Origin of the sequence: Streptomyces sp. NPDC102270 (assembly GCF_044766405.1) — a bacterium.
Classification (GTDB): domain Bacteria; phylum Actinomycetota; class Actinomycetes; order Streptomycetales; family Streptomycetaceae; genus Streptomyces.
On sequence record NZ_JBIWLX010000013.1, the window covers coordinates 72722 to 93592 of the forward strand.

19 protein-coding genes and 3 pseudogenes are annotated in these 20871 nt (G+C 67.8%); 11 read left to right on the forward strand and 11 right to left on the reverse strand.

Going from position 1 to position 20871, the window contains the following annotated elements; all coding sequences use genetic code 11:
* Positions 1-19 precede the first annotated feature (19 nt).
* Both ACIRP7_RS27105 and ACIRP7_RS27110 read right to left on the reverse strand, forming a co-directional pair.
* Entirely contained in the window at positions 20-286 is a 267-nt protein-coding gene (locus ACIRP7_RS27105; protein WP_403664534.1) for a LysR family transcriptional regulator, read from the reverse strand.
* Positions 283-741 carry a MarR family winged helix-turn-helix transcriptional regulator gene (locus ACIRP7_RS27110; protein ID WP_403664536.1) on the reverse strand — a complete coding sequence of 153 codons (459 nt, stop codon included), beginning with the start codon at positions 739-741 and terminating at the stop codon, positions 283-285. The genes ACIRP7_RS27105 and ACIRP7_RS27110 overlap by 4 nt, the downstream gene beginning before the upstream one ends.
* A 91-nt stretch (positions 742-832) precedes the next feature.
* Here ACIRP7_RS27110 and ACIRP7_RS27115 point away from each other — a divergent pair, with 91 nt between their 5' ends.
* Positions 833-1972, forward strand: a complete 1140-nt coding sequence (locus tag ACIRP7_RS27115; RefSeq protein ID WP_403664538.1) for an ABC transporter substrate-binding protein — start codon at positions 833-835, stop codon at positions 1970-1972.
* Between the two features lie 752 nt (positions 1973-2724).
* On the opposite strand, the pseudogene ACIRP7_RS27120 reads toward ACIRP7_RS27115, so the two are convergent.
* From ACIRP7_RS27120 to ACIRP7_RS27135, 4 genes and pseudogenes are all read right to left on the reverse strand, one after another.
* Positions 2725-3349 (reverse strand): annotated as a pseudogene (locus ACIRP7_RS27120) (IS3 family transposase); the annotation flags it as partial.
* 9 nt (positions 3350-3358) lie between these two features.
* A pseudogene (locus ACIRP7_RS27125) lies at positions 3359-3971 on the reverse strand (helix-turn-helix domain-containing protein); the annotation flags it as partial.
* Positions 3972-4056: 85 nt separating this feature from the next.
* Positions 4057-5073 (reverse strand): NADP-dependent oxidoreductase, encoded by a 1017-nt coding sequence (locus tag ACIRP7_RS27130; protein WP_403664540.1) that lies wholly within the window; start codon positions 5071-5073, stop codon positions 4057-4059.
* A gap of 611 nt (positions 5074-5684) precedes the next feature.
* Complete coding sequence (locus tag ACIRP7_RS27135) at positions 5685-6251, reverse strand: TetR/AcrR family transcriptional regulator (protein ID WP_403664542.1); 567 nt, start codon at positions 6249-6251, stop codon at positions 5685-5687.
* Positions 6252-6777: 526 nt separating this feature from the next.
* On the opposite strand from ACIRP7_RS27135, the gene ACIRP7_RS27140 reads away from it, so the two are divergent.
* The 5 genes from ACIRP7_RS27140 (at position 6778) to ACIRP7_RS27160 (ending at position 11639) form a co-directional block, all read left to right on the forward strand.
* The gene (locus ACIRP7_RS27140; protein WP_403664544.1) at positions 6778-7569 is read left to right on the forward strand and encodes an SDR family NAD(P)-dependent oxidoreductase; all 792 of its coding nucleotides are present in this window, start codon (positions 6778-6780) and stop codon (positions 7567-7569) included.
* Between the two features lie 263 nt (positions 7570-7832).
* Positions 7833-8894 (forward strand): alkene reductase, encoded by a 1062-nt coding sequence (locus ACIRP7_RS27145; RefSeq protein ID WP_403664546.1) that lies wholly within the window; start codon positions 7833-7835, stop codon positions 8892-8894.
* Positions 8895-8956: 62 nt separating this feature from the next.
* Positions 8957-9874 (forward strand): alpha/beta hydrolase, encoded by a 918-nt coding sequence (locus tag ACIRP7_RS27150; RefSeq protein ID WP_403664548.1) that lies wholly within the window; start codon positions 8957-8959, stop codon positions 9872-9874.
* 267 nt (positions 9875-10141) lie between these two features.
* Entirely contained in the window at positions 10142-10363 is a 222-nt protein-coding gene (locus ACIRP7_RS27155; protein WP_403664550.1) for a hypothetical protein, read from the forward strand.
* Positions 10364-10457: 94 nt separating this feature from the next.
* Complete coding sequence (locus tag ACIRP7_RS27160) at positions 10458-11639, forward strand: epoxide hydrolase family protein (RefSeq protein ID WP_403664552.1); 1182 nt, start codon at positions 10458-10460, stop codon at positions 11637-11639.
* Between the two features lie 172 nt (positions 11640-11811).
* Here ACIRP7_RS27160 and ACIRP7_RS27165 read toward each other — a convergent pair whose 3' ends face one another.
* From ACIRP7_RS27165 to ACIRP7_RS27185, 5 genes and pseudogenes are all read right to left on the reverse strand, one after another.
* A complete protein-coding gene (locus tag ACIRP7_RS27165; protein ID WP_403664554.1) occupies positions 11812-12279 on the reverse strand; it encodes a hypothetical protein in 468 nt (155 codons plus the stop codon).
* 40 nt (positions 12280-12319) lie between these two features.
* A protein-coding gene (locus ACIRP7_RS27170; RefSeq protein ID WP_403664556.1) for an IS5 family transposase occupies positions 12320-13134 on the reverse strand; the annotation gives its coding sequence in 2 pieces (ribosomal slippage) (positions 12320-12784 and positions 12787-13134; 813 coding nt in all).
* A gap of 193 nt (positions 13135-13327) precedes the next feature.
* Entirely contained in the window at positions 13328-13723 is a 396-nt protein-coding gene (locus ACIRP7_RS27175; RefSeq protein ID WP_403664994.1) for a hypothetical protein, read from the reverse strand.
* Positions 13724-13821: 98 nt separating this feature from the next.
* Positions 13822-14174, reverse strand: a pseudogene (locus ACIRP7_RS27180) (IS5/IS1182 family transposase); the annotation flags it as partial.
* 42 nt (positions 14175-14216) lie between these two features.
* Entirely contained in the window at positions 14217-15206 is a 990-nt protein-coding gene (locus ACIRP7_RS27185) for an AraC family transcriptional regulator (RefSeq protein WP_403664558.1), read from the reverse strand.
* Positions 15207-15392: 186 nt separating this feature from the next.
* Here ACIRP7_RS27185 and ACIRP7_RS27190 point away from each other — a divergent pair, with 186 nt between their 5' ends.
* The 5 genes from ACIRP7_RS27190 (at position 15393) to ACIRP7_RS27210 (ending at position 20399) form a co-directional block, all read left to right on the forward strand.
* Complete coding sequence (locus ACIRP7_RS27190) at positions 15393-16247, forward strand: acetoacetate decarboxylase family protein (protein WP_403664560.1); 855 nt, start codon at positions 15393-15395, stop codon at positions 16245-16247.
* Positions 16244-17803, forward strand: coding sequence for an acetolactate synthase large subunit (locus tag ACIRP7_RS27195; RefSeq protein WP_403664562.1), 1560 nt, complete (start codon positions 16244-16246; stop codon positions 17801-17803). Before ACIRP7_RS27190 ends, ACIRP7_RS27195 begins: the two co-directional genes overlap by 4 nt.
* A 172-nt stretch (positions 17804-17975) precedes the next feature.
* The gene (locus tag ACIRP7_RS27200; RefSeq protein WP_403664564.1) at positions 17976-19016 is read left to right on the forward strand and encodes a hypothetical protein; all 1041 of its coding nucleotides are present in this window, start codon (positions 17976-17978) and stop codon (positions 19014-19016) included.
* 61 nt (positions 19017-19077) lie between these two features.
* Entirely contained in the window at positions 19078-19620 is a 543-nt protein-coding gene (locus ACIRP7_RS27205) for an ester cyclase (RefSeq protein WP_403664566.1), read from the forward strand.
* A complete protein-coding gene (locus ACIRP7_RS27210) occupies positions 19617-20399 on the forward strand; it encodes an MBL fold metallo-hydrolase (RefSeq protein WP_403664567.1) in 783 nt (260 codons plus the stop codon). The genes ACIRP7_RS27205 and ACIRP7_RS27210 overlap by 4 nt, the downstream gene beginning before the upstream one ends.
* Positions 20400-20871 lie beyond the last annotated feature (472 nt).

A 20871-nucleotide genomic window follows, 5' to 3' on the forward strand; every position in this document is an offset into this window, starting at 1 on the left:
CCCCTCAGCATGTCCAGGATCAAGTAGACCGGGACGCCCGGCCCGCTCGATCGCCAGGTTGCCCGGCCGGCGCCGCCCTGCTCAGGTGCCGCACGTGCCGGCTGTTGCGATGCAACCATTGCACGCCCAACTCCCGCTCCAGCGCCAGGATCGCCTGCGACAGCGGTGGCTGCGACACGTGCAGGCGCGTCGCCGCCCGGCCGAAGCGCAGCTTCTCGGCGACGGCGACGAAAGTATCGCGCCTGCTGACCTCCATATCCAGATGCTGTGCCGAGTGTCGGCTCACCGCCCAAGCATGCGGTCGCGAGCCCTGCCCAGACCGTCGGCCAAGGCAGTGAGCTGCTCGGGGGTCAGGACGTCGATGAGCAGCTCGCGGACCGCGGTCACGTGGCCCGGGGCCGCCCGCTCGAGCGTGGCGAAACCGGCGTCGGTAAGGACGGCATACACGGCACGAGGGCCGCTCGGACAGGTCCGACGCCGCACCAGCCCCGCCTTCTCCAGTTGGCTGATCTGGTACGTCACACCGCTCTGGGAGGCGTACACCGACTCGGCGAGTTCCGTCATGCGCAGCTCGTGGCCCGCAGCTCCGGAGAGCCTGGACAGGATTTCGTACTGCACGTGCGTCAGGTCGGCGTCGTCCTTCAGCTGCTGGTCAAGGCGCCGATTCAGCAGCGCGGCGGCACTGAAGAACGCCGTCCAGGCCCGCATCTCCTTGCCGGTCAACCATCGCGTGTGACCCACGTCGCCACCTCCTTGTTCAAATTTTAAGTGGAGGGTACCTTGGGCATCGACTTCAAATTTGAAGTCGATGGCGTAGCGAGAGGTACCCACGATGGGATTCACCAGAAGGACGCTCCTGCGGGCCGGGGCGCTCGGCACGGCCGCGGCCGGTCTTCAGGCCATGACATCGAACGCGGCCTCCGCCGCGCCCGCCGGCCCAACGACGGCCGGCGAACAGGAACAGCTACAGGCCCTGTACCGCGCGGCCAAGGACGAGGGCGGACGGGCGACCCTCTACATGGGCGGCGACGCGCCCGGATTCTTCGACTTCATCCCGCAGGCCTTCCTTGCGCAGTTCCCTGGCATCCAGATCAAAACGATCACCGACCTGAGCAAGTACCACGACGCGCGCATCGACAATCAACTCGCCACCGGCAACCTGGTCGCCGACATCGCCATCCTGCAGACCACACAAGACTTCGACCGCTGGAAGGCCATGGGCGAACTCCTGCGGTACCGCCCTGTCGGCTGGGACAACGTGTTCGACAACGCCAAGGACCCCGACGGCTACTGGGCGAGCGCCTACTACGGGGCGTTCGCCCCGATCGTCGGCATTCATCAGGCGCCGGCCGACCCGAACGACTTCCGTGCCACCGACCTGCTCAGTCCCGTCTTCACCGACAAGATCATCTCCACCTGGCCCAACGACGACGACGCGGTGCTCTTCCAGTACAAGCTGTTCGTCGACCAGTACGGCTGGGGCTGGCTGGAGAAGTTCGCCGCGCAGCGGCCCACATACGTCCGCGGCCTGGGGGGATCAATCGGCGGCGTGGTCGGCGGCACGTACCTTGCCAGCCCGGCCGGGGCCGGGGGCACGGGTCCCAACAGCGTTCAGGTGCTGCCCGCCCACGACCGGTTCCCGTCCTGGGCGCAGCGCGCCGCCATCTTCCGGCGGTCCCCGCACCAGGCCACCGCCAAACTGTTCCTGAGCTGGCTCCTCTCCCGACAGGCTCAGCAGGACGTCATCGCCGGCTTCACCTGGTCGGTACGCGCCGATGTCGCCCCGCCCGCGGGGCTGAAGCCCCTCGCCGACTACCGCACCACCGACCCCCTCGACTTTCCGAAGTTCATGAGCGACCGCGCCGCCGTCGACCGGTTCAAGTCCCAGGTCGAGCTGTACGTCGGAGCAGTGCAAGGCCCCAACCCCGCCGACCCCCAGAACACCCTCGGCCGCACCCCCGGCCGATTCTGAAAGCACGCCATCCACGCCCGCGCACCAAACCGACGCCTGTTGGTGCGCGGGCAAGATTCGGTAGGCGGCGGCTCCGGCCGTTGGGATGTGCTCGGCGTGCGGACGCGGTGCCGCGGTGCCGCCCCGGAGAGCCTTGGTGTAGTCGCCCGGCCCGGACAGCACGTCGGCGGAGAGAGCCGGACACTCGCCCGGTCCCAGCCGCGGCGGCGGCGCTGCTCCGGACCCGGATCCTGACCCGGTTGTGAGTTGGCGGATCACGATGCACCTGGGGTGCGCTTAAAGACAACGGAGCTCGCGCGCGTGTGCGCATCGAATGTGAGTCGTGGAAGTGCATTGCCGAGGTGTGCCACCGTGCGCCGGTGACGCCACGCCACGGGTGGCGGCGTCGGAGATGGGCGCCGCATGGTGAGGTGATGGCGTGCTGGTGGCGGTATCACCGCAGCGGGATCTGCTCGCCGATTGACTGCTCGCGGGCGGAGAGCGCCGCTGTACCCTTCGGTGCACGTTGCCTCGGCCAGCCGCACCTCGTGCGACTCAGGACCAGCCGTGAGAGGGCCGTCCGGCAGCAAGTGGCACTTGGGATCTTCGCCCGGCACTTCTGTGAACACCCCAGCCAAGATGTCCTCACTGTCGACCAGCAGTCGGACGGGCCTTCCACCCGCGAAAGTGGACACGCGTTCGGGTGGTTATAAGGCCAGCGTGAGCTCATCGGACTCCTGCTGGTGCTGGTGCTGGTGCTGGTGCTGGTGTTCTTAGTCGACAGGGCTGAGGTGTCCGTTGGCGGAGTGCCTGCGGCGGGTGTTGTAGCGGGTGAGCCACCGGAAGACGGTGCGTCGGCAGAGTTCCGTTCCCGGGTAGCGGTGGGCGCCGCGCAGGGTCTCCCGCTTGAGGGTGGCGTGGAAGCTCTCGCAGGCGGCGATGTCGGCGGAGGTGCCGACCGCGCCCATGGACTGGATGACGTCCAACTCGCCGCACAGGTCGGCGAATTCACTCGATGTGTACTGGGCACCGTGATCCGAATGAAAGACCGCGCCGCTCAGACCGCCGCGGGTGGCGGCTGCCATCCGCAGGGCGTCGGCGACGAGTTCGGGGTGGAGCCTCGCTGGAACAGGTCCGGGACCGGTGTCGCCGACGGCTCGGGGATCGTGGTGCAGACTCGTTTGCGCAGGCGTGTGCCCTGGGGGAGAACTTGCGCATCACGCGGGCCACCCGTTTCTCGTTGATCTTGCGGCCGTCGGCGCGGAGCTCGGCGGTGATCCGCACAGAGCCGTAGGCGCCGTCGGAGTCGGTGTGGATGGCGCGGATCTGTTCGGCCAGGGCCCGGTCGGCTGCCTGTCGCGCGGTCCGCGCGTCGGCCCCGTCCCGCCACTTGTAGTAACTGGGTTCCCTGCCCTGGACGTAGGGGGCCTGGTTGACGGTCTCGTGGACCACGTGGATCTCCGGCCGGTCGGGAAACTTCTGCCGTAGAGCGTGGCATATCTGCTCCGGGCTCCACTTCTCGTCCGGCATCGCCTGGACAGCGTCCCGCAGCTCGGGGTTCTGGCTGGTCTTGCGGTGCTTGGGGCGGGGCCGACGAGCGTTGGCCCGGGCCTGGTCGGCGTGCGGGAGGTAGTGCCACTGGCCACGCGTGCCGCCGGTGCGGTTGCGGCGGATCTCCCGGCTGATCGTGGAGGGACTGCGGCCCAGTTCCGCGGCGATCGCCCGGGACGGTGGCCTTCTCCCGCAGCCGGTCGGCGATGTGGATCCGCTCGTCCGCACGCAGATACCGGGACGGGCCGGATGCCGGTACCACCGCATGGATCGGTGGTACCGGCATCCGGTTCCGGTATCCGAAGCGGCCGTTACGCCACTTGTTGCCCGTCCGGCGATCTACGCCGACGATCCGGCACGCTTCGGTGTTGCTGTGTCCCTGCTGCACGAGCCGGGAGTATGCCTCCCGCTCCCGGGACAACTTCTTACGCCGCTGCGGAGACCGGTCCCCTCGGACCTCGAAGTCCATCGCACCCCTTGAACTGGGGTGTCGCGACGACCACTGGAACCCAAGCACAGGCCCAGGTCCCTCGCTGAGTCTGGTGACGGCCGATTCAGAGTTTGACGATCATCTTGCCGACGCTCTCGCCCCGCATGAGGGCGAGGTAGGCCTCCATGGTGTTCTCGAGGCCCTCCATGACGGTCTCCTGGAAGTGCAGCTTGCCGGCGCCGATCCAGCCGCCGACATCGCGGACGAAGTCGGGCTGGAGGTCGAGTTCTTCGGTCACCATGAAGGTGAGCAGGTCCGAGCGTGTGACGGCCAGGTTCCACAGGTTGCGCGGCCCGACGACCTTCTCGTCGTTGTACTGCGAGACCATTCCGCTCAGCACGATACGGGCGTGGAGCTTGAGCGCGCCGATCGCAGCCTCCAGGTGTTCGCCGCCGACGTTGTCGAAGAAGACGTCGATGCCGTCCGGCGCCGCCTGCGCCAGCTGCTCGGCGACCGGCCCGTTCTTGTAGTTGAACGCCGCGTCGTAGCCGTACTCCTCGGTGAGCAGTTTGACCTTCTCGTCCGAGCCCGCGCTGCCGATCACCCGGCCGGCGCCCTGCAGCTTGGCGATCTGGCCGACCGCGCTGCCGACTGCGCCCGCCGCGCCGGAGACGAAGACCGTGTCGCCCTCCTTGATCTTCGCGAAGCGTGTCAGCCCGATGTAGGCGGTGAGGCCGGTGGCGCCGAGCACGCCCAGGTACGTGGAGAGCGGCGCGAGGTTCGGGTCCACCTTCTGGGCGGTCTGCGCGTCGACGACCGCGTAGTCGCGCATGCCGAGGAAGTGGGTCACGTAGTCGCCGGGAGCGAAGCCCTCGGCATTGGACGCCAGGACGCGGCCGACCGCGGTGCCGTCCATCGGTGCGCCCACCTCGAACGGCTCGATGTAGGACTTCTTGTCGCTCATCCGGCCGCGCATGTAGGGGTCGACCGAAAGGTATTCGTTGGCGACCAGGAGCTGGCCCGCGTCGATGGCGGGGATCTCCACCTCGCGCAGCGCGAAGTCGGACGGCACCGGCGTGCCCGTGGGGCGGTTCTCCAGGTGCCAGGCGCGACCGGTGGTGGGTAGAGGCTGCTCGGACATGAGGATCGAGTCCCTTCGGCGAACCAAATTGGATTATGACTGTAATACTATGCTGCCGTCGAGAGGCTGGCAAGCGTCCCGCATGGCGGATGTTTCGGCAGGAAGTGCAGCCGGGCGAGCCTCGTACCGACCTTGAGCGGCTCGATGGAACGGGCGACGGTTTGGCCAAGCCACGACGTCCCGGTCGCCTCCGACCTCGGCTTGCAGAGCGCGGCGTGCGACTGCGTGACGACTCAGTGGGTCAGTTCCCGGAAGAAGGTGCTGATGTCGCCGACGAGCAGTTCGGGTTGTTCCATGGCGGCGAAGTGGCCGCCGCGGTCGAACTCGGTCCAGTGCACGACGTTGGCGATGCGTTCCGCGAGGGCGCGGATGGGCAGGGCCTCGTACGGGAAGACCGCGACGCCCAGCGGGGTGGGTGACCGCTCTGGCCGGGCTCCGACCGGGTGGGCCGACTGCTGCAGGCGGTTCGCCGGGTGGGTGACCTCGTAGTAGAAGCGGGCGATGACGTGGCGGTGTTGGCGCGCGAGGCAGGCATCACCATCACACCAGAGGTCAAGACCGCGAGTTATTGATCTGCAAGCCTGTAAGCCCTTTGACTACCCGGCCTTGAGTCAAGGCCCGTGCGGTGCGGTAAGGGCTTTGTGGGTCGACTCCAGGATCTTCTCCGACAGTTCTGTGCCCGCCGTGGCCCGGGCGAGCAGGATCGCGCCGACCAGAGTGGCCACCATGGGAAGGCCGTCTTCGGCGTCGGTGGACATCCACGCGGCGAATTCCTCGACTCCGGCCGCGAACGTTTCGCGCACCTCCCCAGCCGTGGGCTCGCGAGCCATGTCCCCTGCGAATCCCGCGGTGGGACAACCGGTGCCGGGCTGGTCACGGTGCTCGGCCGACAGGTAGAAGTCGACGAGGGCGCCGCGTGCGGTGTCGTGATCGCCGTGGTCCGTGTCGAACGAGGCCAGGAGTTGGTCGAGGTCTCCGAAAGCGGCTTGAGCCGCCTCGGCCACCAGCGCCTCCTTGGAGGCGAACTGCTTGTAGAAGCCGCCCGTGGTCAGCCCGATGGACTTCATCAGGTCGGCGACGCTGATGCCGTTCACGCCGCGCTCCCGGAAGAGCTGGGAGGCCGCGGCGACCGCGCGCCTGCGGTTCTCCATCGCTTGTGCCTGCGAAACGCGACTCATCGCTCACCTGCCCACGTTAGATACTGAAGAACATCTATCATACGTGAAGTGCCGGTCGGCCGGCCGTCGCCTCCACTTTCCGTACGTGGACTCTTTCCGTACGGCTCTTTCTCGCTGCCACAAGGCGAGGAGCTCGTGGGCCCGCACCCTGACCGGAAGCGGCTTCCGATCGTGCGATGCCTTCGTCGAGCAGCCGGGGGGTGACGTCGGCTGGAGGCGGCTCGCGTTGCACCGGGAGCGTGTGCGGGGTGCGGGCCTCCGCAGGGGTGTCGCTCGCCGTGCCCGCGTCGGCGGCAGTACATGAAACGCGTCCAGGGTGACCATGCGCCAGACAGGTCGTCCACCCGAACCTGATCGGCGGCCGGCCCTGGTACCTGCATGTACGTCGAGCAGTCTCCGGCCGCGGGCGTGGGTGACTGGATCGGGAGACCGTTGACTGGACGGCTTTAGATACCTATCATAATCTAAAGCGGGTTCGACGCATTGGCCCCCTACTCATCCACCACCAGAAATGAGATCCACCCCCATGACCACGCAGAACAAGACCGCCGTCGTCACCGGCGCGTCCGCCGGCCTGGGTGCCGCCTACGCGCAGCGGCTTGCCGACCGGGGCTACGACCTGATCCTGGTGGCGCGGAACACCGCGCGGCTGGAAACGCTGGCTTCGGACATCCGCAGCCGCACGGGCCGCGCGGTGGACATCGTCACCGCCGACCTCACCGATGCGGCAGAGATCTCCGTGGTCGAGGAGCGTCTGCGGACCGACGAGAGCATCGAGATACTGATCAACAACGCCGGCGGGGCGGTGTTCGCGCCGCTGGCAACCTCCGACGCGGCGGCCTCCGAGGCTCTGATCAACCTCAACGTGATCTCGCTGACCAGGCTGACCACCGCGGTCCTGCCGGGCCTGACGGCCCGCGGGCGGGGCACCGTGGTGAACATCTCCTCTGCCCTGGCTCTCAATTTCCTGCCCGGCGGCGCCGTCTACAGCGGCACCAAGAGCTACGTGCTGACGTTCACCCAGGCCCTGCAGCAGGAACTCGCGGACAGCCCCGTCACGGTGCAGACCGTGCTGCCGGGCGCTGTCCGAACGGAGCTCTGGGACGGCTCCGGCATCGAGCTCGCGGCTCTTCCCGACGAGGCGATCATGAGCGTGGACGACGCCGTCGACGCGGCGCTCGCCGGCCTCGACGCCGGGGAGCCCGTCACCATCCCGTCACTGCCTCAGATCGGCGACTGGGAGTCGTTCGAGAAGGCCCGTCAGGCGCTCGTCCCGAACCTGTCGCGGCGGGTCCCGGCCGATCGCTACCGCGGCTGACCGCCGCTCCGATTCCGGTACGTGAGTCCCTCTGTGACAACGCGCTCGGCGTCCTCGCCCTGTACGAACAGCCTGGGCTCAACACCGCAATGGTGGCGGTCAGGTGTGCGCCAAGCCCGTCCGCGCGCTGACCGCCCCTCCACGCGGTCTGCCTTCCACGGTGGAAGGTCACCGGGCCCATCCGGCCGGTTGCCGCGTAGGCGCTACTCGCGGCAGCCCACCACCCGCAGTTCTCTCTCCCCCTTTCATTTGAGGAAACATCCATGTTGAACGCCCTGTGGAACCCGATCGCCGCCGGGGAGATCGCCCTGCCGCACCGGCTGGCGATGGCCCCCCTGACGCGGAACCGGTCCACACCGGACGGCGTGCCGACCGACCTGAACGCCGAGTACTACACCCAGCGCGCCTCGCACGCCCTCATCATCACCGAGGGCACCCAGCCCTCCGCCGACGGCCAGGGCTACCCCATGACCCCGGGCATCTACACCGGCGAGCACATCGCAGGCTGGCGCAAGGTCACCGACGCCGTACACAAGGCCGACGGACGCATCGTCATCCAGCTCATGCACGCCGGCCGCATCGCCCACCCCGACAACACCCCCCACCACCGGCAGCCGGTCGCCCCCTCCCCGGTCCGGCCGTCGGGCGAGATGTTCACCGCGTCCGGCCTCCAGGAAATGCCGGTGCCGCGCGAACTGTCCACCGAGGAAGTCACCGCCACGGTCGACGACTACCGCCGCGCGGCGGCGGCCGCCATCGCGGCCGGCGCCGACGGCGTCGAGATCCACAGCGCCAACGGCTACCTCCCACACCAGTTCCTCGCCACCAACACCAACCAGCGCACCGACCGCTACGGCGGCTCCGTCGACAACCGCATCCGCTTCGCCGTCGAGATCGCCACCGCCGTGGCCGACGAGATCGGCGCCGGCCGCACCGGCATCCGGATCTCCCCCGGCAACCCCTACAACGACATCGCCGAGAGCGACACCCACGAGCTGTACCCGGCGCTCGTGAGCGCCCTCGCTCCGCTCGACCTCGCCTACCTGCACATCCTCCACGGCGGCGACGACGAACCCCTGCACATCCTCCGCAAGCTGTGGCCGAACACCCTGGTCCTCAACCGGGCCGGCACCGACATCGCCACCCGCGCGAAAGACGTCGAAGACGGCGTCGCCGACATCATCACCGTCGGCACCATGGCGCTCGCCAACCCCGACCTCGTCGAGCGCATACGCGCCGGCGCGCCGCTGAACACCCCCGACCCCGCCACCTTCTACGGCGGCGACGAGGCCGGCTACACCGACTACCCCACCCTCACCGCCTGACAAACCACGGCGTACCGGTCCTGGCGGGCCGGTATGCCCAGATGGCCCCATGGAGGTGCCACGTGTCCGAGCACGCTGCAGTTGAACTGACCCCGGAAGCAACCGCGTTCGCGGATTTCTTCGCCGCAATGGTGATTCCCGAGTCCGAACTGGACGCGATTCGCACCCGGGTGGAGAGCTCCCATCTCATGGCGCGTGAGCCGGAAGGCGTCACCTACCGGGAGGTGGACGCGGGGGGCGTGCCGGGTATCTGGTGCGAACCCGTCGACGCCAACACCGACTACGTCCTCCTGCACGGTCACGCCGGGGGTTCCGTGGTTTCTTCGGCGGTCGTCGACCGGAAGCTCGCAGGCCACATCGCCAAGGCCGCCGGGGCCCCCGTACTGGTCCTGGACTTCAGGCGGGCACCGGAAAACAAGTACCCGGCGCAGGTGGACGACGCGGAGGCGGCCTTCAACTGGCTGCTCTCCGAAGGGTATGCGTCGGGAAACATCATCACGATCGGCCACTCGATCGGCGGGTTCATCGCCGTCGCCCTGGCCCTTCGCCTCCGCGACAAGAAGCTGCCACTGCCTGGCGCCATCGTGTCGATCTCCCCCTGGTGCGACCTCGAGATCGCCAACGAGACCATCACGACCAACGCCGGGACGGACAAGATACTCAGCAAGGAACTGCTGGCCTTCTTCCGGGACGCCTGGATCGGCGGCACCGGCATCGAGTTCACGGACACCCGGATCAACCTGAACCGCGCGGACCTGAGCGGTCTGCCCCCCACCCTCGTCTCCTGGGGCACGTACGAGGTCCTGGCCGGCGAGGACGAGGAGTTCGCCGCCCGCGTCAAGGACGCCGGAATCGACACGACCACCGTGGTCGTCCCCGGAGGCCAGCACTCGTACGTCTACGGCGCCGGCCGCGTTCCGGAGGCCGACGCCGCCATCGCTCAGATCGGCGCGTGGGTCAGGGAGAAGACGAAGATCTGACCGAACCGTCCCGGTCCGGCAGTTACAAGATGTCGGCTACCTGCCGTCCGGCGAGGTTCTGCGCTCTCCACTTCCGCCACGTGTTGCGCATCCGCCTTCGCAAGGAGCAGAACGGCTACGTCGTCAGCACCTGGTTCGTTGCTCTGGTGAAGCGGGCACAGACCCTGGTGACGAATGGCGGCGCCACGCCTGAGGATGTGGACCGCACATACGATCGGCGGCCGACATCGGGGCGTCGGGCATGTTGGACAGGGTCGATTGAAGTCCGTGTACGCCGTTCTCCCCTACTGGTGGCAGGAGAACGGCGATGCGCAGATGAGCGTCAACGCCGACTACCTCAACAAGAACTTCCCCGACCAGGGGCTGCTTGGAGTGCGACCGGCAAGGGCTGCCACGACTATCCGACCCGGCCTGCGCGCGACCGGTTCCCTGGACGTCTCCGGCATATCGACCGCCCCGGACACCGTGTCTCGGACCTTGCCCCCGTAGCCGACGAGTCATGCCGACGGAGGCGTTTCCCCAGCTGGCATCGGCGAGTTTCCCCCCACCTCGGCATCGGTACCCCCACGGAACCAGTGAGGACATGACCAGCAATAGCGACACCGACACCGACATCCGCCCGTTTCGCATCGACACCGCGCAGGCCGACCTGGACGATCTCCACGACCGTCTCGGCCGGGTCCGGCTGCCCGACGCGATTCCCGGCACGGGGTGGGAGATGGGTGTCCCGGTCGACTACCTGGCCGAGTTGGCCGAGTACTGGCGTACCACTTTCGACTGGCGCGTCTGGGAGAAGCGGCTGAACGAACTGCCGCAGTTCACCACCACGATCGACGGCCAGAACATCCACTTCCTGCACATCCGCTCACCAGAGCCCGACGCCACCCCGCTGGTCCTCACCCACGGCTGGCCCGGCTCGTTCCTCGAGTTCTGGGACGTCATCGGCCCCCTCTCCGACCCACGCGCACACGGCGCCGACCCCGCTGACGCCTTCCACCTGGTCATCCCGTCCATGCCCGGATTCGGCTTCTCCACCCCGGTCACCCAACGAGGCTGGGAACCCACACGGACAGCCGGCGCCTGGGCGCAGCTGATGGCCCGCCTCGGCTATGACCGCTACGGAGCTCAGGGCGGCGACTGGGGCTCGTTCGTCTCCCAGGCACTGGGCCACGTCGATGCCGACCACGTCCTCGGCGCGCACGTCAACTTCCTGCCGTCCGATCCCGTCGGAACACCCGCGGAACTTGATCGCCTCAGCCAGGACGACAAGGCCCGATACGAGCGCAACCGGAGAAGGTGGGACGACGAATTCGCCTACTTCCTCCTCCAGTCGACCCGGCCGCAGACCGTGGGATTCGCGCTGGCCGACTCTCCCGCCGGGCAACTCGCCTGGATCGCCGAGACTTCCAGAAATGGACCCACAACCCTACCGGCCGCCCCCGGGGGCGCAGTCGACCGCGACCTCATGCTCGCCGACGTCACGCTGTACTGGCTGACCAACACCGCAGCCTCATCGGCCCGCCTCTACTACGAGGTCGCCCACTCCGACGAAGCCAGCTCATCGAGCTACCCTCTGCACTCGCCCACCCCGCTGGGCGTCGCGGTCTTCCTGAACGACTCCCTCCTGCCCATCCGTGCCGTCGAGGAACGCGACCACATCGTGCACTGGACCGAGTTCGACCTCGGCGGCCACTTCGCCGCCATGGAACAACCGGAACTCCTCGTCGGCGACATCCGCACCTTCTTCCGCGAACTGTCCCGCTGAGTCGTCTCAACGCTGCCTCCCTTCCCCGCCGGGGGATGCGGAGGTGGCCGGGCGCGGGCACCGGTCCGGATAGTTGGCCGGTTGCCCTGCGGGTCCGTCACTAAGAGGTCGTTTCTTTTGGTGTGCATGAGGGCTGGCTGCTGGTGAGTGGTGGGTGTGGCCGTGGCTGGTGTCACTGCGTGTGTGGGAAGGCTGTTCCAGCCAGAGTCTTTGCGGCGAGGCGTACAGCGTTCTCCCAGGCCCGGACCTCTTCGGGGGACATGAAGTCGAGGTGGTACTCCAGGCCCACGGCCGCCACGAACTCCCGCTCAGGATCTGTCAACGCCTCGATCCCCTGCCAGACTCGATCTGCGGCCATCTTCGGTGACAAGGCACCGGCGGTCAGCTCTGTCGCCATGTGATGCAGGAGGCAGCGTTCAGCGGTCTCGCAGTCCGGGATCTGGATCCCGAGCTCCTCCATGGTGTGCCCGAAGAGCTTGCGGATCTCTGCTGGGTGCTCGCGCCGGGAACGGCCGACCAGGTCGCGCAGTGAAGGAGAGTCGTGGCCGGCAGCCAGTAGGTGGGCCGCCAACATGGGCAGGTCTTCCTCGCAGATCAGGTTCGCCGCGTACTTCCAGGCGATGGTGGCTGGCTCGTCCATGAGCGAATCCTGAACGAGGGGAACACCTCTGACCAGTGAGTCATCGGATCCGTGTGAGGCGCCGATTGCCGATGAGGAGGGCAGCGATGCCCACGAAGGCCAGGAAGTGCTCGGGCTTGCGCTCGTAGCGGCGGTGGAGACGGCGGCAGCCTGCCAGCCAGGACACCGTTCGCTCGACCACCCATCGGTGGCGGCCGAGTCGTTGTGAGGATTCGATGCCTTTGCGGGCGATGCGGTGGCGTATGCCGCGGCTGCGGAGCCATCGGCGCAGGTGGTCGTAGTCGTATCCCTTGTCGCCATGGAGTTTCCCAGGTCGCCTGCGACGCGGGCCCCGGCGGGACCGGATCGGCGGTATGCCTCGTACGAGCGGCACCAGGCCCTGACTGTCGTGCAGGCTGGCTGCGGAGATGCCCAGGGACAGGGGCAGTCCTTTTCGGTCGGTGATCAGGTGGATCTTCGATCCCAGCTTGCCGCGATCGGTCGGATTCGGTCCCGTCAGTAGCCCCCTTTTGCGGCCCTGACGCTTACCGAGTCGATTGCACATCGGGACCAGTCCAGCTCACCGAGCGCGCCGAGTTCGTCGAGGATGACGCGGTGCAGCCTGGCCCAGACGCGGGCACGGCTCCACTGCGCGAAGCGCCGGTAGACCGTGGGCCACGCCGGGCCGAAGACCGGCGGGAGTTGCCGCCAGGTGCAGCCCGACGTGGCCACGAAGATGATCGCCGCCAACGTCTCGCGGTCGCCCGCCCGTCGTCGGCCCCCGCCCTGGGGACGTATGACCTCCGTAGGAGGTACCACCCGGCGAAACAGCTCCCACAACTCGTCCGGTACCAGCCGCTGGACCAGGTCTGCCATGCACTGACCAACGACCACCCCAGGCCAAAAGAAACGGTGTCTAAGTCCTTTGACCTGAGTGCGTGCTACCGACTGCCGGTGACTCTCCGACCGGAGTTGCCGATCCGCACGGCGAGGGCGGGGATCAGTAGCTCGAGTCCGTCCTCGAACTCGGCGTCCGCGTCGCTGACCGCCAGATACGGGGCGATGGAGGTCAGAGTCGCCCAGCGCGGTGATCTCGGCGACGCGTTGCCGCACCCGTTCGGGGCCCATCGTGCCCACGGTGAGCGAAAAGGCCAGCTCTCGCATGATCGAACCGACGGCGAACGCCGTGTAGGGCCCGCGGCTCCAGCCCGGGTTCGGCGAAGCCGGTCAGGGCCGAGCGGACCGGGCGTAGAAGGGCCGGCGACTGCGAGGGACGGGTGCGCACCAGGGGGAACGCCTTGGGGCGCTGCCGGGCGGTGGCCCGGAACGCGGCGGCGTGCGCGCGGACCCGGTCCTGCCAGGTGTCGGCAGCGGCCGCCGCGGCGAAGTCGATCCGGTCGAGCAACGCCTCGGTAACCCCGGCGAGCAGGGCCTCCTTGTTCGGCACGTGGTTGTAGAGCGACATGGTGTCGATGCCCAGTTCGGTGGCGAGCTTGCGCGGGGAGAAGGTGTCGGGGCCGTCGCGGTTGATCGCGTGCTCGATCCGCGCACGGACGCGGCGATGCTCCGGGCGTCGGCCTTGTTGTCCGGAGCGGGACGGGCGGTGGCCACGACCAGGCGTGTGTCGGCATCGATGATGACCTGCACGTTCGCTGAGAACCGGTAGGTGCGGCTCGAGGCGCCGGCCTTGAGGTCACGGACCGGAATCAAGGTGCCGTCGACGATCCACAGCCGGTTCGCCGCATCGACGGGACGCGAGACCGGCTCGAGGGCGAGGACATGGTGGGGTTCGTCCGGTAGTAGACAGCCACCACCAGTACCCGGGACGCAAACGGCAGACACCACGGACGGCCGATCCGCGGCCCGTCGCCACCCCGCTCCCGCACCGCTTTCAGCACCCGCTCGAATTGCTTCATCCGCAGTCCCGCGAACGTCTCCACAGCCTTCTGCGACACGCTTCAGAGAACGCCGGTGGCGGCCCGGTAGGCCCTGGGCCCGATCCCCTTCCAGCGGCGGAACGCCTGGGAGAAGCTCGAGACCTCTTCGTATCCGAGCCGCGACGCGATCTCGGTGACGCGCAGTCCATGGCTGAGGAACTCCTCAGCGAAACGCTCGCGGACCTCGTCCAGCAGGACACGGAAGGACGTGCCTTCCTGCGCGAGTCGATGCCGTAGGGTGCGTGCGCTCATGTGCAGCTGATCAGCGACCTGCGCCGCATTCGGTGGATCCGAAAGGTGAGCGACAAGTACGTCGCGGACCTGACCCGACAGGCCGCCACGGGCTTTCCGGCGTTCCAGGCTTTCTCGACAATGTTCCAGTGCCTGCGCCGTCGTGAGCTCGTTTGCCTGCGGCAGCGGAACGTCCAAGAGGCCGGCATCGAACACCAACGCGTTCTGGTCGGCGTCGAACTCCGGCGCGACGCCGAACACGTCCCGGTAGAGCTTCAACGCCTGCCGCGGCGGCGGGAAGGCGAAACTCACTCGGTTGAGCGCACGGGGCGTGGCGAAGATGTCACGCTGGATGGTCTGTATCCCCGCTGCTTCACGTTCGACCGCGAAGCGCCGCAACTCGGGCGCCAGGTCGTCGCAGCTCAGGACCAGATACACCTCACTGCCGACCTGTCGCGCCTCGATCTCGCACAACGCGAAGGTCAGGTCCATGAACCGCAGGCCGACATCGAGGGCCGAACGAAGCGTCGGGCTGCTGATGAGCGCGAAACCCCACATGCCGTACGACGTCAGCCGAAAGCGCGTGCCGACCTCGATCCCGAGCCCAGGCGGATTCCCGAGCGCACGAGCGAGGTTCGCCGAAACGGCAAGCTCCTGCTCAGCGGTCACCTCGAGCGCCGGGTCGGCGAGCTGATCGGGCCGCAGACCGGTCCCGGCCAGAGAGGTCGCGAGTCCGACCCCGCGCTCCTCGCCGAATCGTGCAGTGAGCAGGGTCCCCACGGGAGCCCGCGGTACGCCCCGATCCATCACGAACCCGACACTCTCATACATTGCCGATCCGAGTAAGTATTCGGCCGCTGGGAGCCTGTGCCGGGCCTGGGCGGTTTCCTAACGTCAGAACCAGCGAGGCGATCGACACGGAAGCCACGACCGTGCCCACCGCCGACGATCTGAAGGTTGGTTTCAATGACGAAATCCATCATGGGTGTCGACGACGGCACGCAGGGAACGCACTGGCTCAGCGACGGAACGTCCGTGCGGATGCCGTTGCTGACCGAGCGGGCCAGCTCGTTCGTCGGACACTTCCTCATCGACGCGGCCAAGGCCGAGGAGCTGATGCCGGAAACCGACGTTCGCCCTGTTCTTGTCACCCCGGAACACGCACTGATCACCGTTCAGGTGATGGAGTACCTCGAGAAGAACCTGGACCCGTACCGCGAGTTCGTCTGCGGTATTCCGGTCCACCGGTCACCCGGTGAGAACGTGCCGGTGGCCTCGATCACCGAGGCGGACGAACTCCCCGGCAACGGCTCGTATATTGTCCACATCGCGGTGGACAGTGCTCAGGCGCTCTTGGTCGGACGCGACGTTCTCGGCTTTCCCAAGGTCATGGCTGATGTCCAGTTCTCGGACAGCGCTACCGAGCGGATCGCCGAGGTCAGCCAGGACGGCGTCCCGATCTTCACGTTGGCGGTCCAGCGCTCGGACGGTCCGCACGAGACCCTCCGCCGCGACTTCCACTGCTACTCCGTCAGCCCCGTGGACAACGCGATGTACCACGTCCCGTACCAGCTCGAGGTGACCGCCACGATCCTGCAGGGCCCCGGCCACGCTCGGCTGGTGCTCGGCTCGCACCCGGTCGCGGACGAGCTGCGGGAGCTCGGTATCTCGGCACAGTCCGTGGGCGCGATCTTCGTGCCCCAGTACGCCTTGGTGTCGAACCTTCCCGACAAGGTGGTCCCACTGCCGGAGTGGACGGAATGGCGCAGCGCGTACCGCACCGAGCTCGCCCCCATCGGAGCGGGGTCCGCGAGTTCATGAACGGCGCCCAGGCACTGATGCGAACGCTGGTCGATGCCGGCGTGACCACGTGCTTCACCAACCCCGGCACATCGGAGATGCACTTCGTTGCCGCCTTGGACTCCGAGCCGAACATGCGTGCCGTTCTCGCTCTGTTCGAAGGTGTGGCGACGGGCGCCGCGGACGGATATGCACGCATGGCTGATCGCCCTGCGGCGACGTTGCTGCACCTCGGGTGCGGACTCGGGAACGGGCTCGCCAACCTGCACAACGCCCGTAAAGCCAAGGTGCCGATGATCAACATCGTCGGCGATCACGCTACGCACCACGTTCAGTACGACACCCAGTTGCAGTCCGACATCGAGACCGTCGCTCGTAACGTCTCCCCTTGGGTTCGGACCTCCCAGTCCGCGCAGGAACTGGGTCGCGACGCCGCCGAGGCGATCGAGGCCGCTCACGGATCACCCGGGCAGGTCGCCACATTGATCCTGCCGGCTGACGTCTCGTGGAACGAGGGCGCCGAGCCAGGCGCACCGCTGTCGGTGACGCCACCGTCAGCGGTGCCGGCGACGACGATCGAGCGGGTCGCCTCGGCCCTGGCGAGCGGCCAGAAGACCGCATTGCTTCTCGGCGGCCGCGCACTTCGAGCAGACGCCCTGCTTCTGGCGACCCGGATAGCGGAAGCAACCGGGGCGACACTCCTCGGCGAGGTCTTCCCGACCCGGTGGGAGCGTGGGGCCGGCGTCCCGCAGGTACAACGCCTTGCCTACCTCGCCGAGTTCGCAGCGACGCAACTTGAGGGATTTGACCACCTGTTGCTCGTCGACACCAAGGCACCCGTGTCATTCTTCGCCTATCCGGGCAAGGAGAGCTGTCTCGTTCCCGACGGGTGCGAGGTCCATGAGTTGGTAGCACCCACCGACGACATCCAAGGGACCCTGGAGGCGCTCGCGGATGCCGTGGATGCGTGGGAGGTCGAACCACCGGTCGCGCGGTCATTCAGACCGGACAAGCCGACGGGACCGCTCACCGCGGACAAGGTCTGTCAGGCAATCGGCGCTGTGCTCCCCGAACGCGCGATCATCTCCGATGAGTCGAACACCTCTGGGCTGTCCCTGACTGCGCACACCGCAGGGGCGCCACGCCACGATGTACTCACTCTGACAGGTGGTGCGATCGGCCAGGGGCTCCCGGTCGCCGTGGGCGCGGCTGTCGCCTGTCCGGATCGTCCGGTCTTCGCGCTCGAAGGCGACGGATCCGCGATGTACACGATCCAGTCCCTGTGGACCATGGCGAGGGAGCAGCTCGACATCACCGTCGTGATCTTCAACAACCGCTCCTACGCGATCCTCAACCTCGAACTCCAAAGGGTCGGCGCCGAGGCAGCGGGCCCCAAGGCGAAAGCGCAGCTGGATCTGGGAGATACCCACCTCGACTTCGTCCAGATCGGCGAAGGGTTCGGTGTGCCCTCGGTCCGTGTCGATACTGCCGCGGAACTCAATGAGGCACTCGAGCGGGCGATTGCCGAGCCCGGGCCACACCTCGTGGAGGTCGTCGTACCCTCGTTGGCACTCTGAGCGTGGAAGCGCTGGGATGAGGGTTCACCACCTCAACTGGGGCAGCCCCCTGTGCGGGGTTTGGTCCCGGGAGGCCGGTTCCCTCGAGATGAACCGACCTCGCGCGCACTCCCCAGCGAGCAGCTGGCAACCCCATCAACAAGCTCTGCCGGCCGGAGGAGGAGCAGGAGAAATGAAGCTCGCCTGGCACGACACCGACGTCGTCGACATGCCGACGACCGGCACCCGCATCACCACCCTTGACGGACTCGTCGAGGTCCCCGGCGGCTACGGCGCCAAGCTGGTCTGGGCCCGGACCCGGGCGAAGGACTTCCGCGCCGAGTTCGCCGCCACCGGCACCCCGGACAGCGTCACGACCTGCGACCTCATCACCCTTCCCTACCCGACCAAGTTCGGCCTGTTCCGGGCCAGTTCTGCCATCGCGCCGTTCGTGGCGATCACCAACCGCATGCTGGTCGTACGGTGGACGGAGAGCGACGGGCGGCAGCGGGTGCTGCTGTTCGAACCCAGCGACCACGAACTCGGCCAGAACACACCGTACTTCGCGGCGCTCGCCCGACGCACTCCGGGAATGTTGCGGTCCCTGCTCGTCACCGAGCACGGCACGGTCCTCGGCCATCTGGCCCGGCTCGGCATCCGGCCCAAGGACGTCGACTATCTCCTCTTCGACCACCTGCACACCCAGGACCTGCGCCGTTGGGTGGGCACCACGAGCCCACAGCGCGACCTCGACGGCGACAACGCGGTCGAGCCCGCTTTCCCTCATGCCAGGGTCATCGTGCAACGGCACGAGATGCTGTCCATGTCCCAGCTGCACCCCCTCCAACAGCCCTGGTACCAGCCGGAGACGTACCAGGACGTACGTCCGGACGCCTTCCTCCCCGTCGACGGCTCCCTGATCCTCGGTCCCGGGGTCGCCATCGTGGAAACCCCGGGGCACGTTTTCGGCAACCAGACCCTCGTCCTCAACACCGACACCGGCATCTGGGCCTCCAGCGAGAACGCCATCGCCGCGGAGTGCCTCACCCCCGAGCACTCGCGCATGCCCGGTATCGCTCGCTGGGCCCGCAACTGGCGGCAGGAGGTCGTCCTCAACGCCAACACCATCGAGACGACCGCCGACCAGTACAACTCGCTCATCCTCGAGAAGACGCTGGTCGATCGCTCCCAGACCGACCCCCGCTTCTCCAGTTCTTCCCGTCCAGCGAGCTGACGGCATTCTGGGCCAACCCCGGCACCGCACCCACCTTCACCCACAAGGCGATCACTCACTCATGATCACTGACGACATCCGCAAGGCCCGCCAGAAGCTCGTCCTGGACCACTTCCACGACGAGGTCCGCCAGGACTGGGACGACGTCCTGGCCACCTTCCCCCACCCACGCTACGAGCTGATCCCGACCATGACGGTGCACGACGGCGACCGGGCCGTACGCGGTTACTACCACGGCAGCCGTGCCGCCTTCCCCGACCAGGACCACGAGATCATCGCTCTGCGCCACACCGACGACGCCGTCATCGTCGAGTTCTGGCTGCTGGGCACCCACCTGGGCCCCCTCGGGGCGATTCCCCCGACCGGCAACCGCTTCCGGGTCCGCATGACGGCGTACTTCATCTTCGACGCCAACGACGACCTGGTCTGCGAACGCATCTACTTCGACAGCCTCACGCTCCTGAAACAGCTCATCGGAGGCCTGAACATGAGGCGACCGCGGAACTGGATCCTGGCCGCACGCTTCGTGCGGGGCCTGCTCAAGGAAGCCGGCGGCGAACCCGACCCCGCCCTCGTCCACACCCCGAAAGCCGTACTGCCATGAGAGTCCACCACCTCAACTGCGGCAGTATGAAGCTGGCCGACATGGTGTGCCACTGCCTCCTCGTGGAGACCGAGAGCGGCCTGGCCCTCGTCGACACCGGCTTCGGTCTGGACGACGTCTTCGACCACAAGCGCGTCGGACCGGCCCGCCGAATGATCCGGCCCGTGTTCGACCCCGAGGAGACCGCCGCCCGCCAGGTCGAGCGGCTCGGTTTCCGGCGCGAGGACGTACGGCACATCGTCATCACCCACTTCGACGTGGACCACATCGGCGGCCTGTCCGACTTCCCGCACGCCCAGGTCCACGTCACGGCAGCCGAGGCTCTCGCCTCGATGATCGCGCCGTCCCGGCGGGAGAAACTCCGCTACGAGGCCGCCCAGTGGGCGCACGGCCCGAAGATCGTCGAGCACACACCGGACGGGGAGCGGTGGCGGGGGTTCGCAGCGGCCAAGGAACTGGACGAGATCTCCCCGGCGATCGTCCTGCTCTCCTTGCCGGGCCACACCCGCGGGCACGCCTGCGTCGCCGTGGACGCCGGCGACCGCTGGATCCTGCACGCGGGCGACGCCTTCTACCACCACGGCACGCTCGACGGCCGCTCACCGGTCCCCACGTCCCTGCGCGCCATGGAGCGGATGGTCGCGTACGACATCAAGCGCGTCCGCACCAACCACGCCCGCCTCGCCGAGCTGTACGAGCGGGGCGAACCCGACCTCGTGATCGTGAACTCCCACGACCGGGCACTGCTGGAGAAGACGCGCGCAGGACACCCTGCGTGAGTCGGACGTAACGCCGACCGGGCAAGGCCAGGGCGCCGGACGGCCGTCGACGGCACCCGTATACGCGCACCACCCGAGGTCTCTTGGGAGAACGGCGAACCGGGCCTCGGCAGACGGACCAGGAGCCTGGCCCGACGCCACGCAAGGCCGAGTCCGCTCGCGACGGTCGGCGCCGTATCGACGCCGGATATTGCAGGGTGACCCGGCTTCCCCCCAGTCACCTTTTCGTGGCTTCTGGCCCTTCGGGGCTGGCGGGGAGGGGCTCGTTTCCCCATCGACTCGATCGGCGATCTCGCCAGGCGCGTAACGGACGAGACCGCACCCACCTGGCGAGGCATCTACTAGGCTGAAGGGCCCGGTGTTCGTGCCGGTGAGGATGAAGGTGATCGCGAACCGATCGTCCTCGGCGACGACACGGACCGGCGGGGCGGCGAAGTCGAGGACCGTGTCGAGGAACGACGCAGCACCGCGC